This is a genomic window from Staphylococcus petrasii (genome assembly GCF_002902565.1).
GTDB lineage: Bacteria > Bacillota > Bacilli > Staphylococcales > Staphylococcaceae > Staphylococcus > Staphylococcus petrasii.
In genome coordinates this window covers 1-14,749 of sequence record NZ_PPRC01000070.1, presented here as the reverse complement: position 1 = coordinate 14,749, position 14,749 = coordinate 1, and the positions used below count along the sequence as shown (strand labels likewise).

The 14,749-nt window shown below is 34.7% G+C and carries 17 protein-coding genes; 15 read left to right on the top strand and 2 right to left on the bottom strand.

Translation table 11 applies throughout. From position 1 onward, the window contains the following. The first annotated feature begins 120 nt into the window (after positions 1–120). Entirely contained in the window at positions 121–1,317 is a 1,197-nt protein-coding gene (locus tag CD127_RS10170; protein WP_103366631.1) for a 3M3SH-releasing C-S lyase, read from the top strand. Positions 1,318–1,332: 15 nt separating this feature from the next. Here CD127_RS10170 and CD127_RS10165 read toward each other — a convergent pair whose 3' ends face one another. Next, positions 1,333–1,743, bottom strand: coding sequence for an Lrp/AsnC family transcriptional regulator (locus CD127_RS10165; protein WP_103297823.1), 411 nt, complete (start codon positions 1,741–1,743; stop codon positions 1,333–1,335). Positions 1,744–1,849: 106 nt separating this feature from the next. On the opposite strand from CD127_RS10165, the gene CD127_RS10160 reads away from it, so the two are divergent. After that, complete coding sequence (locus tag CD127_RS10160) at positions 1,850–2,263, top strand: carboxymuconolactone decarboxylase family protein (protein ID WP_103366630.1); 414 nt, start codon at positions 1,850–1,852, stop codon at positions 2,261–2,263. A 60-nt stretch (positions 2,264–2,323) separates the two neighbouring features. Here CD127_RS10160 and CD127_RS10155 read toward each other — a convergent pair whose 3' ends face one another. After that, positions 2,324–2,968: an LPXTG cell wall anchor domain-containing protein gene (locus CD127_RS10155; protein WP_103366629.1), complete on the bottom strand. Its 645-nt coding sequence runs from the start codon at positions 2,966–2,968 to the stop codon at positions 2,324–2,326. Between the two features lie 194 nt (positions 2,969–3,162). Here CD127_RS10155 and CD127_RS10150 point away from each other — a divergent pair, with 194 nt between their 5' ends. The 13 genes from CD127_RS10150 to CD127_RS10090 all read left to right on the top strand — a co-directional run. Beyond that, positions 3,163–3,705 (top strand): TetR/AcrR family transcriptional regulator, encoded by a 543-nt coding sequence (locus CD127_RS10150; RefSeq protein ID WP_103366628.1) that lies wholly within the window; start codon positions 3,163–3,165, stop codon positions 3,703–3,705. A 133-nt stretch (positions 3,706–3,838) separates the two neighbouring features. Then, entirely contained in the window at positions 3,839–4,726 is an 888-nt protein-coding gene (locus tag CD127_RS10145; protein WP_167409892.1) for a beta-keto acid cleavage family enzyme, read from the top strand. Next, positions 4,726–5,685, top strand: a complete 960-nt coding sequence (locus CD127_RS10140) for a 3-hydroxyacyl-CoA dehydrogenase NAD-binding domain-containing protein (protein ID WP_103297829.1) — start codon at positions 4,726–4,728, stop codon at positions 5,683–5,685. Before CD127_RS10145 ends, CD127_RS10140 begins: the two co-directional genes overlap by 1 nt. A gap of 1 nt (position 5,686) precedes the next feature. Continuing rightward, positions 5,687–6,160 carry a thioesterase family protein gene (locus tag CD127_RS10135; protein WP_103366627.1) on the top strand — a complete coding sequence of 158 codons (474 nt, stop codon included), beginning with the start codon at positions 5,687–5,689 and terminating at the stop codon, positions 6,158–6,160. A 160-nt stretch (positions 6,161–6,320) separates the two neighbouring features. After that, on the top strand, positions 6,321–7,508 hold the full coding sequence (locus CD127_RS10130) for a betaine/proline/choline family ABC transporter ATP-binding protein (protein WP_103366626.1): 1,188 nt from the start codon (positions 6,321–6,323) through the stop codon (positions 7,506–7,508). Next, on the top strand, positions 7,505–8,140 hold the full coding sequence (locus CD127_RS10125; RefSeq protein WP_103297832.1) for an ABC transporter permease: 636 nt from the start codon (positions 7,505–7,507) through the stop codon (positions 8,138–8,140). The genes CD127_RS10130 and CD127_RS10125 overlap by 4 nt, the downstream gene beginning before the upstream one ends. Before the next feature lie 18 nt (positions 8,141–8,158). Beyond that, entirely contained in the window at positions 8,159–9,112 is a 954-nt protein-coding gene (locus CD127_RS10120) for an osmoprotectant ABC transporter substrate-binding protein (protein ID WP_103366625.1), read from the top strand. Then, a complete protein-coding gene (locus tag CD127_RS10115; protein ID WP_103297834.1) occupies positions 9,112–9,759 on the top strand; it encodes an ABC transporter permease in 648 nt (215 codons plus the stop codon). Before CD127_RS10120 ends, CD127_RS10115 begins: the two co-directional genes overlap by 1 nt. Before the next feature lie 28 nt (positions 9,760–9,787). Next, positions 9,788–10,549 (top strand): alpha/beta hydrolase, encoded by a 762-nt coding sequence (locus tag CD127_RS10110; RefSeq protein ID WP_103366624.1) that lies wholly within the window; start codon positions 9,788–9,790, stop codon positions 10,547–10,549. A 326-nt stretch (positions 10,550–10,875) separates the two neighbouring features. Next, on the top strand, positions 10,876–12,237 hold the full coding sequence (lpdA, locus tag CD127_RS10105) for a dihydrolipoyl dehydrogenase (RefSeq protein ID WP_103366623.1): 1,362 nt from the start codon (positions 10,876–10,878) through the stop codon (positions 12,235–12,237). A 654-nt stretch (positions 12,238–12,891) separates the two neighbouring features. Further along, entirely contained in the window at positions 12,892–13,230 is a 339-nt protein-coding gene (locus CD127_RS10100) for a PadR family transcriptional regulator (RefSeq protein ID WP_103297837.1), read from the top strand. Beyond that, complete coding sequence (locus CD127_RS10095; protein WP_103366622.1) at positions 13,220–13,993, top strand: hypothetical protein; 774 nt, start codon at positions 13,220–13,222, stop codon at positions 13,991–13,993. Before CD127_RS10100 ends, CD127_RS10095 begins: the two co-directional genes overlap by 11 nt. Positions 13,994–14,050: 57 nt before the next feature. Next, positions 14,051–14,749 (top strand): hypothetical protein (locus CD127_RS10090; protein WP_142381311.1); only part of this gene is annotated, 699 nt, incomplete at its 3' end.

The following is a 14,749-nucleotide window of genomic DNA, read 5'->3' as shown; positions in this document are numbered from 1 at the left end:
TTATAGGATCTATTTATGATAAAGAATAGGTGCTATAATGCTTTAAATTTTTAAAAATGAATTTAAAAATAATAAGTATTAAAATGATATTTAAGGAAATAAATTTCAGGAGGAGATACTTTGACTTACAATTTTGATGAAATTATAGAGCGTCGCTATACCAATGCTATGAATGTGGAAGGTTACAAGGGTTATTTATTTGGAGACGCTGACGTTTCAGATATAGAAGATAATGATGAATTAATTCGCATGTGGGTTGCAGATATGGACTTCGCTACACCAGAGGTAGTCTTAGATGCTATACGTGACAGACTTGATAAAAAAATTCTAGGTTATACTAATATCTTTGGCTCAGAATATTATGAAGCTTTTGTTTCATGGACTAAAAGACGTTTTGGTTATACTTTTCCTCAAGAACAACTCGTCTTCTCTCACGGTATTGTGGCCGGCATCATAGAATTAGTAAGTTATATTTGCGACGAGGATGACAAAGCTTTAATTCTTACACCAAGTTATGGTCCATTTAAAATGGCATGCGACAAAAATAATGTTTCAGCCGTTTATTCACCACTTATTAATAACAACGGTTATTACGAAATTGACTATAAAGATGTCCGCAAAAAAGTAGAAACAGAAAATATAAAACTGTGTATCTTCGCTAACCCACATAACCCAACAGGCAGAGTGTGGTCAGAAGATGAATTAAAACAATTAGGAGAAATTATGCAAGACAATGATGTTTGGGTAATTTCAGATGAAATTCATTGTGACATTAAACGCGCTGACCAAACGCACATTCCGTTTGCTAAAGCTATGCCAGATTACGATAAGATCATTACCACAATGTCTCAAAGTAAAGCCTTCAACATCGCAGGACTCATGTTTTCAAATATAATCATTCCTAATAGAAGATTATTGAAGACATGGAAGCTACGTCACTTTGGAACGGAGAATCCATTAAGCATTGCTGCAACCCAAGCTGCTTATGAAAAGGGCGAAGACTGGTTGGAAGCAATGAACAATTATTTAGATGACAATTTTAAATATTTAGCAGAATTCTTGGAAAATGAACTTCCACATGCAAAATTTAAAATACCAGAAGCAACTTACCTAGCGTGGGTAGATTTAAGCTATTACATCAACCAAAAAGAAATCGACGAACCAATAGCTAAATACTTTATCAAACATGCAGGCGTCATCATTGAAGGCGAAGAACAATTTGTTCATAACGCAGAAGGCCACGTCAGAATTAACATCGCCATCCCTCGAGAAATCATGAAAAAAGGCTTAAATAAAATCAAAGAAGCATTAGTATAATTTTAAATTAGTGAATTACACTACCTTTGAAAAAATAAAATGCGTCTTACTATGCCCATATTTCTGCAGAGAATCTATAAAGTTCTCTGCTTTTTTCATGTCTTTAAAACGTGCTTTAAACATAAAACAACTGTCACCTGAAATTCTATAACAAAACGCGACATTCTCTTGTTCAGAAATATAATTCTTAAAGTCTTTGTATAAATTATTTTTAATAGTAAGTTCTATAATTGCTTCAATATCATAGCCCAATAAACTGTAATCAATGTTGATTGTATAATTTTTGATAATGCCAGAATCAATTAATTTGTGAATACGCTCTCTCGTTGAAGGAACGGATAGATTCACTTTTTGACTTAGTTCACTAAGCGATAATTTACTATTTTCTTTTAGTATATGTAATAAATTTATATTTGTATGGTCCATGAGCGTAACCTCCTAAAATAGTGAAAGTAATATGATGTAATTCCATATAAATATTAAGTTCAAACTTTGATATAAGCAATAAAATATATTTAAAGGAGGTAAGATTATGCCAATTATCAATTATACAAAAATTGGAAAAACTCCATTTCAACAGTTATTAGGCCACCAGCCTGAATTAATGTCGTCATGGACACAACTTAGTGATTTATTAGAGAACGATGGCGCTTTGAGTAAAGAATTGAAAGAAGAAATAAGAAGAATGTTAGCACAGAAAAATGGTTGCCAATACTGTAAAGCAAAAGGCCAACCTACCGGCAGTCTAAAAGATGAAAAATCGTCTGTTTTTATCGGTTTTACCGAAGTATTTATTAAAATGGGCGATCAAATTCCAGATAATATTATTCAGGTGCTTAAAGAAGGATTAACGGACGAAGAAATTGTAGAACTTGTAGCATTTATTACGTTTACTAACGCCCAACAAAACTTTGGCGCAATCATGAATTTAGAACCAATTGAATAATAATAATCCAAAATTAGACCCCCAGCACTCTAAATGAGTCTGGGGGTTTTACTATAATAATTATTTTGTAGTAGATTTTCTACGGAATACTAAGAATGAACCTGCTGCTAATAATACAGCCGCGATAGTTGTTACTAATCCACTATTTGAAGTTTCACCAGTTTCTGGTAAAGCTGTAGTCGATGTAGCTTGGCTAGTTGCATGTTTAGCGTCTTGAGAAGTTGTAGTTGAGTTATCTTGTGATGATTGAGCATTAGAAGTAGTATTAGCATTTGTTTGTTGAGAAGTATTTGGAGTTGTTTGATTCTCATGTGTTGTAGTTTGTGTATTCTCACCATTTTGTTGGTTATTAGAGTTAGCGTTATTTTGGCCTAACGCGCCTTGTTGTAAAACATTACCATGACCGTCATAGATTGTTCCAGTAGATTTATTTACATATAAGAAAGTTGGGCCGTTATCTCTTACTTGGCCAAAACCAATAGCATAAGAATTCTCTACAGGAGAAAATGTTTCTTGTGATGAAGAAGCTACAACACCAGATTCTGGCTTTTTATGATAAGTATTAGAATTTTGAATATAACTTGCTACTTCCTCTTCAGCTTGATGGGAAGAAATTTGACTAGCTGCTTGCGCATGTCCTGTTCCTGCGAATAATAATGTTCCTGCTAATGCACTAGTTGCTAAAATACCTACTTTTTTCATCATTAAAAACCCCTTTATATATATTATGAGTACGATTACATTATAAAAAATGGGGTTAGACGCTTTATGTCTATTTTAAAGATAATTTCATGAAAAATAATTGTTCTACATTTTCCTAAAAAGGTTTATTATAAAAATGATTGGATAACTATAAATACATCAAAGCAATATAGCGTATTTAGGAAGTTGGTGAAAAATTGGCAAGAACTTCAAAAAAGCAATATTTATTAGAATGTGCAGCGTCTATTGTAAATGAGCAAGGCGCTGATTATTTAACGTTAGATGCTGTGGCTAAGAAAGCCGGCGTTAGTAAAGGTGGGTTATTATACCACTTCAAGTCTAAAGATGGTTTAATACAAGAATTAGTGAATTACGCTAATGAATTATATAAAAGTAATGTCAATCAACATATAAATCAAGATCAAGCAGAGAAAGGTCAATGGCTAAACGCATTTATTGAAGCAACGCGAGAACACCGTACAGAAAATGCACCAATTACATCTGGAATGTTAGCTGCCCAAGGCTCTAATAGAAATTTACTTGTACCCTTAAGAGAGTCTTATCAAGATTGGCAACAACATATCGAACAAGATGGCTTAGATAAAGCAGATGCCACAATTATTCGCTTAGCTGTAGATGGCTTGTGGCTGTCAGAAATATTTGGTATTAGTGCCATTGATGAAGATATGCGCGAAGAAGTACTTAATCGCTTAAAAGAATATATCAAAGAAAAAAGTTAAAATTCCTATAGCCTTAGAGCCGAGTAGTGTATAACACATTACTCGGCTCTATTTTTGTGACAGACTGTTGAAACTTTACCGACCAGTTGGTATAGTAACTAACGTAATAAATAAATCAACCGAGGTGATAACGATGCAAAAAGTTGTATTAACAGCAGCGATTACAGGCGCAGGAGATACAATTGAAAAAAATGAAAATGTACCAGTTACACCACAAGAAATAGCTGATTCAGCTATAAAATGTGCGAAAGCAGGAGCAACAGTAGCTCATATTCATGTGAGAGACCCTAAGACAGGGGCTGTCAGTCATGATCCAGAACTTTATGCAGAAACAGTAAGATTAATAAGAGAAGCAGATGAAGATATTATCATTAACATCACATCAGGCGGTGGCGGAGATTTCATGCCAAGTAAAGAACACCCAGAAACAGGCGGTGAAGGTACTTGGATTCAAACTCCTGAAGAACGCCATCGTCCAGTTAAAGATTCACTTCCAGAAATGTGCACATTAGATTGTGGTAGCGCAAACATGGGAGATTCAATTTATATAAGTCCAGCTGCATGGCTTAGAGAACAAGCACAAATGGTAAAAGATGCAGGCGTAAAACCTGAATTAGAATGTTTCGATACAGGTCATGTCAGCTTTGCGAAACAATTAATCAACGAAGGATTAATTGAAGGCGACCCAATGTTCCAATTCTGTTTAGGTATTCCTTGGGGCGCAGAGAATGACCCAGAAACAATTGATTATTTAGTATCACGTATTCCAGAGAATGCGCATTGGTCAGCATTTGGTATCGGAAAAATGCAATTACCAACCGTAAAAGAAGTCGCAAAACGTGGCGGTAATATTCGCGTTGGTTTAGAAGACAATATTTATATTTCTAAAGGTGTTAAAGCAACAAACGAAGCACTTGTAGAAGAAGCTAAAAAAATATTAGCTGAATTAGATATTGAACCATTAACACCAGCAGAAGCAAGAGAAAAATTTAATTTAAGAAATCCAAAAGGAGGCCAATAATGAAGTTCGCAGTTGTCGGAACAGGCGTCATTGGTAGTGGCTGGATAACTAGAATGTTAGCTCATGGCCATGAAGTCATCGCTACAGATCCAAGTGAAGGCGCTTATGAAAGAATGTTAGCGCAAGTTAAACAAAATTGGCCTTATGCTGAAGAAATGGGCTTAGCAGAGAATGCGTCACTTGATAACCTGACTTTTACACCAAACTTAGAAGAAGCGGTTAAAGAAGCAGATCATATTCAAGAAAATGTTCCAGAAGTAGAAGAAATTAAAGACGCCGTATTAAAAGAAATTGATTTCTACGCTAAAGCGGATGCCACAATTGGCTCAAGTACTTCTGGCATTATGCCTACAGAGTTACAACAGAATTTATCACATCCAGAACGACTTGTTGTAGCGCATCCATTCCATCCAGTCTACATTTTACCGTTAGTTGAAATTGTAGGCGGCGAACAAACTTCAGAAGAAACAATCATTAAAGCTGAGAAGATTTATGAAGATATTGGCATGGATGTTTTACATGTAAGACACGAAGTTGAAGGACACATTGCTGACCGTCTTATGGAAGCACTTTGGCGTGAAGCGTTGCATATCGTCAATGATGGTATTGCAACGACAGAAGAAGTCGACAAAGCATTTACACATGCTGCCGGCTTACGTTATGCGCAATATGGTCCGTTCATGACTTTCCACTTAGCTGGTGGTGAAGGCGGTATGCGCCACATGTTAAAACAATTTGGTCCAGCATTGAAGAAACCATGGACTAAATTAGTCGCACCAGAGCTTACAGATGATTTATATGAAAAGGTAGTAAGCGGTAGTGAGGCATCATCACAAGGTTACACTATGTCAGAACTCGACCAAAAACGTAATGAATTTTTAATTAAAGTTAAAAAATTAGCTGAAGAATATTGGCCAGAAGAAACTGCCGGTATGAAGAAAGCTAATCAGGTGTTATAAGATGAATCAATTATATGCATATAACACAGAAGTTAAAACTGAGTGGGTCGATCATAATGGGCATATGAATGATGCCGAATATAATCGTGTATTCAGTGATGCCACAGATGATTGGCTCGCCTATATTGGTTTAGATGTTGATGCGATAAAAACGCTAAATTACACAATATTCACGCTGGAGAACCATGTCACATTTTTAAAAGAAATGAAAGAACATGATGCAATAACAGTCAATGTTTATCTGTATGATTATGACAGTAAACGATTACACGTATTTATGGAAATGTATAACTCTAATCAGCAATTAGCGGCAACGTATGAAGTCATGTTAATGGGAATGGATACACAATCTGAGCGTCCAGCACCGTTCCCAACTTCTATCGCTGACAATGTGACACGTTACTTTGAGGATTATTCATTATCTGAAACGCCTAAGCAGTTAGGTCATCAAATCGGAATTACACGACGCTCATAAACTAGCAATCTTATAAACTACTCAGAGAATTTATTGATAAAAGAAAGCAAAGATTTAAAGGACTTTATGTGCCTTGTTGTTACTTAGTTAGCTTTGTATAACATCCACATTTAGTCCTTATTTTTTGAATAACTATTAATGAAAAGAAAGGAATGGACGTATGTTAAGTATTAGGAACTTATCAAAAGTCTATGCAGGTGGAAAGAAAGCAGTAGACAACATGAATATCGATATTGAATCGGGAGACTTTGTAGCCTTCATCGGTACAAGTGGGAGTGGTAAGACTACCGCACTTCGTATGATTAATCGCATGATTGAATCAACTGAAGGCGAAATCACAATTGATGGTAAAAATATTCGTCAAATGAATGCCGTTGAGTTACGTCGTAGCATTGGTTACGTTATTCAACAAATTGGCTTGATGCCACATATGACAGTGAAAGAAAACATTGTGTTAGTTCCTAAATTATTAAAATGGTCACAAGAAAAGAAAGACGAAAAGGCTAAGGAATTAATTAATTTAGTTGATTTACCTGAAGAATATTTAGATCGTTATCCTTCTGAACTGTCTGGTGGTCAGCAACAACGTATTGGTGTTGTACGTGCACTAGCTGCAGAACAAGATATTATCTTAATGGATGAGCCATTTGGCGCACTCGATCCAATTACAAGAGATACCTTACAAGACTTAGTGAAGAAACTACAAAAACAATTAGGTAAAACGTTTATCTTTGTTACACATGATATGGACGAAGCGATTAAACTTGCAGATAAAATTTGTATCATGACTAATGGGAAAGTCGTTCAATATGATACGCCAGATAACATCTTAAGAGCCCCAGCAAATGATTTCGTAAAAGATTTCATCGGTCAAAATCGTCTTATCCAAGATAGACCAAACACAAGAACGGTTGAAGATGCGATGGTTAAACCAGTCACTGTTCACGTAGATAGCTCATTAAATGAAGCGGTCAATATTATGCGTGAACGTCGTGTAGATACCATCTTTGTCGTTAATAATGAAAATCATCTATTAGGTTATTTAGACATCGAAGATATTAACCAAGGTCTGCGTGCTCAAAAAGAACTTATCGACACAATGCAACGAGACATTTATCGCGTACGAATAGATAGTAAATTACAAGACTCAGTGCGTACTATCTTAAAACGTAGCGTTAGAAACGTGCCAGTCGTTGCTAGTGACAATAAAACATTAGTGGGATTAGTAGTAAGAGCAAACCTAGTGGATATCGTATATGACAGCGTTTGGGGAGAAAACACTGAGGAATCTAAGGCGACAGAAGATCCAATTATCGAACCTGAAGTTAATGGAGCTGACAAGCAATGATGGAATTTTTATCTGAAAATAGTGGCGCACTATTAGCAAAGACATTAGAACATCTTTATATTTCTGTCGTTGCTCTACTTATCGCAATTGTAGTCGCAGTTCCGGTAGGTATACTACTTTCTAAAACGAAACGCCTGTCTAAAATTGCACTTACAATTGCAGGTATATTACAAACAATTCCCACACTAGCAGTATTAGCACTAATGATTCCTTTATTTGGCGTTGGTAAGACACCAGCGATTATCGCTTTATTCTTTTATGTTTTATTACCAATCTTAAATAATACAGTAATTGGCGTACAAAATATTGATGGTAATGTGCGAGAAGCAGGACGCAGTATGGGAATGACAGGCACACAGTTAATGAAAGACGTTGAGCTTCCACTCGCCTTACCAATGATTATTAGTGGCGTGCGCTTATCATCAGTTTATGTCATTAGCTGGGCAACACTCGCAAGTTACGTCGGCGCAGGTGGTTTAGGTGACTTTATCTTTAACGGTCTTAACCTTTACGAACCGGCAATGATTATCTCAGCAACAATCTTAGTTACAGCGCTCGCGCTTATTGTAGATTTCTGTTTATCTCGTATTGAAAAGTGGATTGTACCTAAAGGACTTAAAGTTTCCAGATAATAAATTAAGGAGGACATTATGAAAAATTATAAAAAGTATATCGTAGTTTTAATATTGTCTCTAACAGTGTTATCTGGATGTAATTTACCTGGTTTAAAAAATAATAATTCAGATGACGAAGTTAAAATTACAAGCTTAGGGACAAGTGAATCTCAAATCATGTCACATATGCTGAGATTACTAATTGAACATGACACAAATGGGGAAATACAACCAACATTAATCAATAACTTAGGATCTAGTGTTATTCAACATAATGCCATTACAAGTGGAGAAGCCAACATGTCTGGTACCCGTTATACAGGTACAGATTTAACGGGCGCATTAGGTGAAGACGCTATTAAAGATCCTGATAAAGCAATGAAAGCTACAAAGAAAGGTTTCAAAGATAAATATAACCAAACATTCTTTGATTCATATGGCTTTGCGAACACATACTCACTCATGGTTACGAAAGAAACAGCTAAAAAATATGATTTAGAAACAGTATCAGATTTAAAAAAACATGCCAAAGATTTAAGAGTAGGTATGGATAGTGCTTGGATGAATCGTAAGGGTGACGGTTATCCGGGATTCAAGAAAGAATACGGCATTGATTTCGGAACAGTAAGACCTATGCAAATCGGTTTAGTTTACGATGCATTAAATGCCGGTCAATTAGACGTGGCAGTAGGTTATTCAACTGACGGACGTATTGCTGCGTATGATTTAAAAGTCTTAAAAGATGACCGTAAATTCTTCCCACCATACGACGCAAGCCCATTAGTGACAGACGAATTATTAAAAGAAAAACCTGAATTAAAACCAATCGTTAAAAAATTAGAAGGCAAAATTTCAACAGAACAAATGCAAAAATTAAATTATCTTGCTGACGGTAAAGGTCAAGAACCAGCAACTGTAGCAGAAAACTTCTTGAAACAACATAATTATTTTGAAGATGACGATAATACTAAGAAAGGTGGTCAAAACTGATGGAAGGCAATTTATTTGAACAATTAATTAACTATTATCAAACGAATTTTGGCTACCTATGGGAACTATTCGTCAACCATTTATTAATGTCAGTATATGGCGTATTATTTGCTGCTCTCGTTGGCATACCGTTAGGCATTTTAATAGCGAGAGTAGGTAAACTATCTGGCGTAGTGATTACGATTGCCAATGTGATTCAAACTGTGCCAGTCATCGCGATGTTAGCCATCTTAATGCTTGGCATCGGATTAGGAATGAACACAGTTATATTTACTGTATTCTTATATGCATTATTACCTATTATTAAAAACACATATACGGGTATTAATGAAGTAGACGCGAATATTAAAGACGCTGGTAAAGGCATGGGAATGACAAGAAACCAAGTACTAAGAATGATTGAATTACCACTGTCACTGTCAGTCATTATAGGCGGTATTCGTATTGCATTAGTTGTCGCAATTGGTGTCGTAGCTGTTGGTTCATTTATCGGCGCGCCAACACTTGGTGATATCGTAATCCGAGGCACAAATGCGACAGACGGCACACTCTTTATTCTTGCCGGCGCTATTCCAATTGTCGTAATTGTAGTATTAATCGATATCCTATTACGTTTACTTGAGAAAAAGTTAGATCCAGCAACGTAACGATAAATGAGTAGGAGGTATCCTTAAGATGGCATTAATAGAATTAAATTATTTATCTAAAACATTAGGCATGCATCAATCACTTAATGTGATTCTTCCAGAAGACACAAGCTTTTTCAAAAAAGATCAAGAAGCAAAACCGTTAAAATCAATGTTAGTGTTACATGGTTTATCAAGCGACGCAAATTCTTATTTACGCTATACAAGCATTGAACGCTATGCTAATGATCATAAACTGGCGATTATTCTTCCAAATGCGGATCACAGTTTCTATACAAATATGGCTTACGGGCATAGCTATTATGACTACGTTATGGAAGTCTACGATTATGTACATCAAATCTTCCCACTATCTAAAGCTAGAGAAGACAACTTCATCGCTGGCCATTCCATGGGAGGCTACGGGACTACTAAATATGCCTTAACGCAAAGCCAACGTTTCTCTAAAGCAGCCATATTATCTGCACCATTCGATGTCTCATTACTTAGAGACTATGAGTATTATGACTTTTCGCCTCAAGCTATTATTGGGGAAAAGGGAGACATCAAAGGCACACCATTTGATCCGTATTATTTAGTAGAACAAGCTATAGACAATCACGTAGACTTACCTGAACTACTGATTATGTGTGGCACGGAAGACGAACTATACCCACAAAACTTAGAATTTATTAAATATCTTGATGAAAAAGGCATTCAATATAACTTTAAAGAAAGCCCAGGCATTCATGACTATGCATACTGGGACAAAGCTATAAAAGAAACAATCGAACAATTTACTGAAGAATAGAGCATTGAAATAAACTTGCTTATTAAAAAAGAGAAACTTGGGGCAGAACTGCTTACAAAGATAAATACTTTGTGAGCAGTTTTTTATTTTTTGCGAAGAGAAGGTCGGCAAATATATTGAAAATAAGCGTTAATGCACGCAAATTTAAGATTATCTAAAATTGTAACAATTGTTCACTTACGTTTATTTGAAAATATAAAAATATAACTCTAAGATATAATTGAAAGGGTGTAAAAACGCTCACACCAAAACAGGGGGATTATGTTCAAAGTAAATAATTTTTAGGGATGAAATAACAACTACAAAGGTGAAAGGGGTAGCAAATGATGTCTAAATCATATGATTTAATTATTATTGGCGCAGGACCAGGAGGATATGCAGCAGCAATTAGAGCGGCTCAACTAGGTAAACATGTCGCTATCATTGAGAAGAAGCACGTAGGCGGTGTCTGTCTCAACGTAGGATGTATACCAGCAAAGCTATTTTTAGAATACGGCGCTAAAGTAAGAGATATCCATTCTGCAAACAGTTGGGGGATTAAAACAAATAATATAGACATTGATTTAACAGGCTTAGTGCAACGTAAAGATCAAGTCGTAAAAACAGTGACTGATGATGTCAGAGACGCATTATCTCAACATAACGTTGATTTGATTGAAGGCGAAGCAGAAGTGCTCGAAGATTTGAAAGTCCAAGTCAATGAAACCATTTATACGGCGAAAGATATTATCTTGGCTACAGGAACGAAGCCGTTCGTACCTCCAATCGAAGGCGTAGATCAAGCACACTATGAAACCGCGGACACATTTTTCAATATGAAAGAATTGCCGAAACAACTTGTGATTATTGGTGGCGGTGTTATTGCCTCGGAAATAGCTTCTGCAATGGCCGATTTAGGTGTCGACGTTACTATTTTGGAAAAGGGCGACAGCATTTTATCCAGCGAAATTAAAGAAATACGTGAACATCTCACATCCTATTTAAAACAACAAGGTGTTAATATCATCACCAATTCAGAAACGAAAAAAATTAATACAACCACTTTAGAAATAGATGGAAAAGATGGCCCAAGGGAAATACCGTATGAAACGCTACTTTTTGCCACAGGACGACAACCCAATGTACACGTCGCTAAAGCACTTCAATTGGAACAAGATGGTAAATGTTTACAAGTCAATGAACATTATGAAACGAGCTATAAACACGTGTATGCGATTGGTGATTTAGTGCCAGGCTATCAATTAGCCCATACAGCAAGTGCACATGGTAAATATGTTGCAGAAAAGATTGCCGGTAAAAATCCGGAGACTATCTATCAAGAAGATATACCAAGATGTATCTATACAAGATTAGAATCAGCTTCAGTAGGTTTGTCAGAAACACAAGCAAAAGAAGCGGGTTATGACGTTGAAGTAACTACTGCAAACTTTCAAAAGAACCCTAAAGCAATATTAAAAGGGGAAACACAAGGATTTATCAAAATCGTTGCCAATAAACAAGACGGCAAAATACTAGGTGGATTTATTGTTGGCCCGCATGCCACAGATTTAATTAGTGAAATCTTAGGCGTTAAAGCTTCGGGCGGTACACTGAACGATATCTCTCAAATTATCCAACCACACCCTTCTCTATCAGAAGCCCTAGGTGAAAGTGCAGACGCATCTTTTGGAAAAGCAATATATATTTAAGTAACAAATAAATTGATTAATTAAGTATGGAGCAGAATTATTTTTTAAAATCCTAGCAAAATACATCTAAAATCTATGCTTTATGATACTTTAGTACTTTGTTTACAAATTACACAAAAAGAAATATAATATATTCAACTAGTATTCCTAGCATGGTTAAAGGAACTAGAGTTTTTATTGTGTTATTTATGTAACTTGTTGATTATCTTAGCGATTAAATTATCTAAAAGTTTAATTACTAAATGACTAATTATACTAACTACAAAGTATGAAAATCCCCAGGCTCGCCAAAGCTACAGGGGGTTTTTATTGTACTAATTATTAATTCTCAAATGATTAATAATAACTTTTAGTTTACAAATTACACAATATAAAATATAATATACACATAACTAGCATTGTTAGCATGAAAAAGCCCCCAGTCTTGCCTAAAAGTCCTGGGGGTTTTTTGACGTGTCACTTATGTAACTTGTTGATTAGCTTAGCAATTAAACTATCTAAAAGTTTAATCATTGAAAGTAAACCTCAATAAAAATTAATAAACTGCGATTTAGCAACTATTAAAGAGTCACTATCTTTTAACGTAAGATAGTTGACTTCTTTTTTATAATAGACTATCTTATATTATAAGATAGTTAATAAAAAGGTGATGACATGTCAGTATCCAATCAAATGATGAAGGGGCTTTTAGATGGCGCAATACTTGGACTTATAGCAAAAGGCGAAACGTATGGTTATGAAATTTTAGAGAAATTAAAAGAAAATCAATTTCCTGAAATAAGCGATGGCAGTATTTATCCAGTGCTTCTGAGATTAAGTAAAAAGGGCTATGTGAATACAACTACTCGTAAATCAGACAACGGCGGACCAAAACGTAAGTATTACACTATTTCTGAAAGTGGCCAAGAAGAATTACAACGTTTTAAAGAAAAATGGAACTACCTCAATGCAGGAATGAATAATTTATTCGGGAGTGATGAAGATGCTAAATAAAGAACAAGAAGATTACTTGTTTAAATTGAAAGCTGAATTATTATTTAGAGGCAAAGACGAAGAAGAAGTACATGCAATTGGCGATGAATTACAAGATCACTTTGAAACAGCAGAGCAGAATGGCGACGATGTTAGCGATATTCTAAACACGCCAGTGAAAGATTATGCCGACAACTTTTCCAAAGAAATGAGTTTTACCAAAGGCTTGCCTAAGTATTTAACTTACTTTGTACTCTTTATGTTCGCAATCTACACGATTCCGGACTTATTTAATAAAGAATTTGAACTAACAGTAGGCTATATTTTAAACGTGATTTTCATATTCGCAATAAGTATTATTGCTCCGCTATTTCTTTTGAAAAAAATCTTTATTAAATACGGCGAGCAAAAGAAAGTCTACTTATTTGCGTTTATAGGGGGCGCAGTCATATTCGGACTTATGTTCTTAAGTACTTATATATCAAAGCATTACCCTATTTATACAATCGCAACTTTATCACAAACCCAAAGCATTATTGTAGGCATCATATTACTCGCAATAGTGATGATTGCATGCTTTATCGTTAAACAAAAAATGTTCGCGCTCATCGTATTCATCGTTTGCTTACCAAACATCATTGCACAATTATTCAAAGCACACAGCCATTCAGACAGCCAATTCGCTGTCGTATCACTAATCGCATCAATTATTTTACTCATACTCATGAACATCGCATTCTTCACCCACGCTTATTACACTAACCGAAAAGAGAAAGATAAGTAATTAGAGTTAAATCCGTTATCAACTAAGAAATTACAACTATGCATGGAGGAATGAAACATGTTAAGTCAGTCAGCAAATGAATTTCTCATTAAACTTAAAGCTGAATTAATTTTAAGAGGAAAAAGTTTAAAAGAAACTAATGAAATTTTAAATGAACTCAAAGACCATCTTCAAATGTTAGAAACTGATGGAAAAGATATTGCAGAATTTACTCAAATACCGATAAAAGAATATGCGAATCGTTTTGTTAAAGATATGAGTTATGAAAAAGAATTATACAAATTATTTTTAGGAATTTTTAGCTTTATAACTAGCGTCCAAATTATGAATAATTTTCTTTTTGATTCTCATCCTATAACTATTGGACTTTTTATTTATATCATCACAACATTATTATTTTTTACAGTAATTGAAAGTTATTTATTTAGAAAAGTAATAGTAAAATGGGGCACGTCATTTAAGTTTAAGTTAGCTTTAATAGGGCTATATTTAATATCAATTATAATATTACCGTTAATTAACTATTATTTTGAACAACATCCTATATACGAAATAATCAGTTTGAATAATAAATATAGTTTTATAATAGGAATAGCGATGTTTATTTTATTAATCATGATATGTTTAATTTTGAAAATTAAATTTATGTCACTACTTATTATAATTAACGTTATATCATTACTACTATATAGAGGATTGCAATATATGGAAATAAACTCTAATATAATTACAACTATAACGTGTACAGTATATATA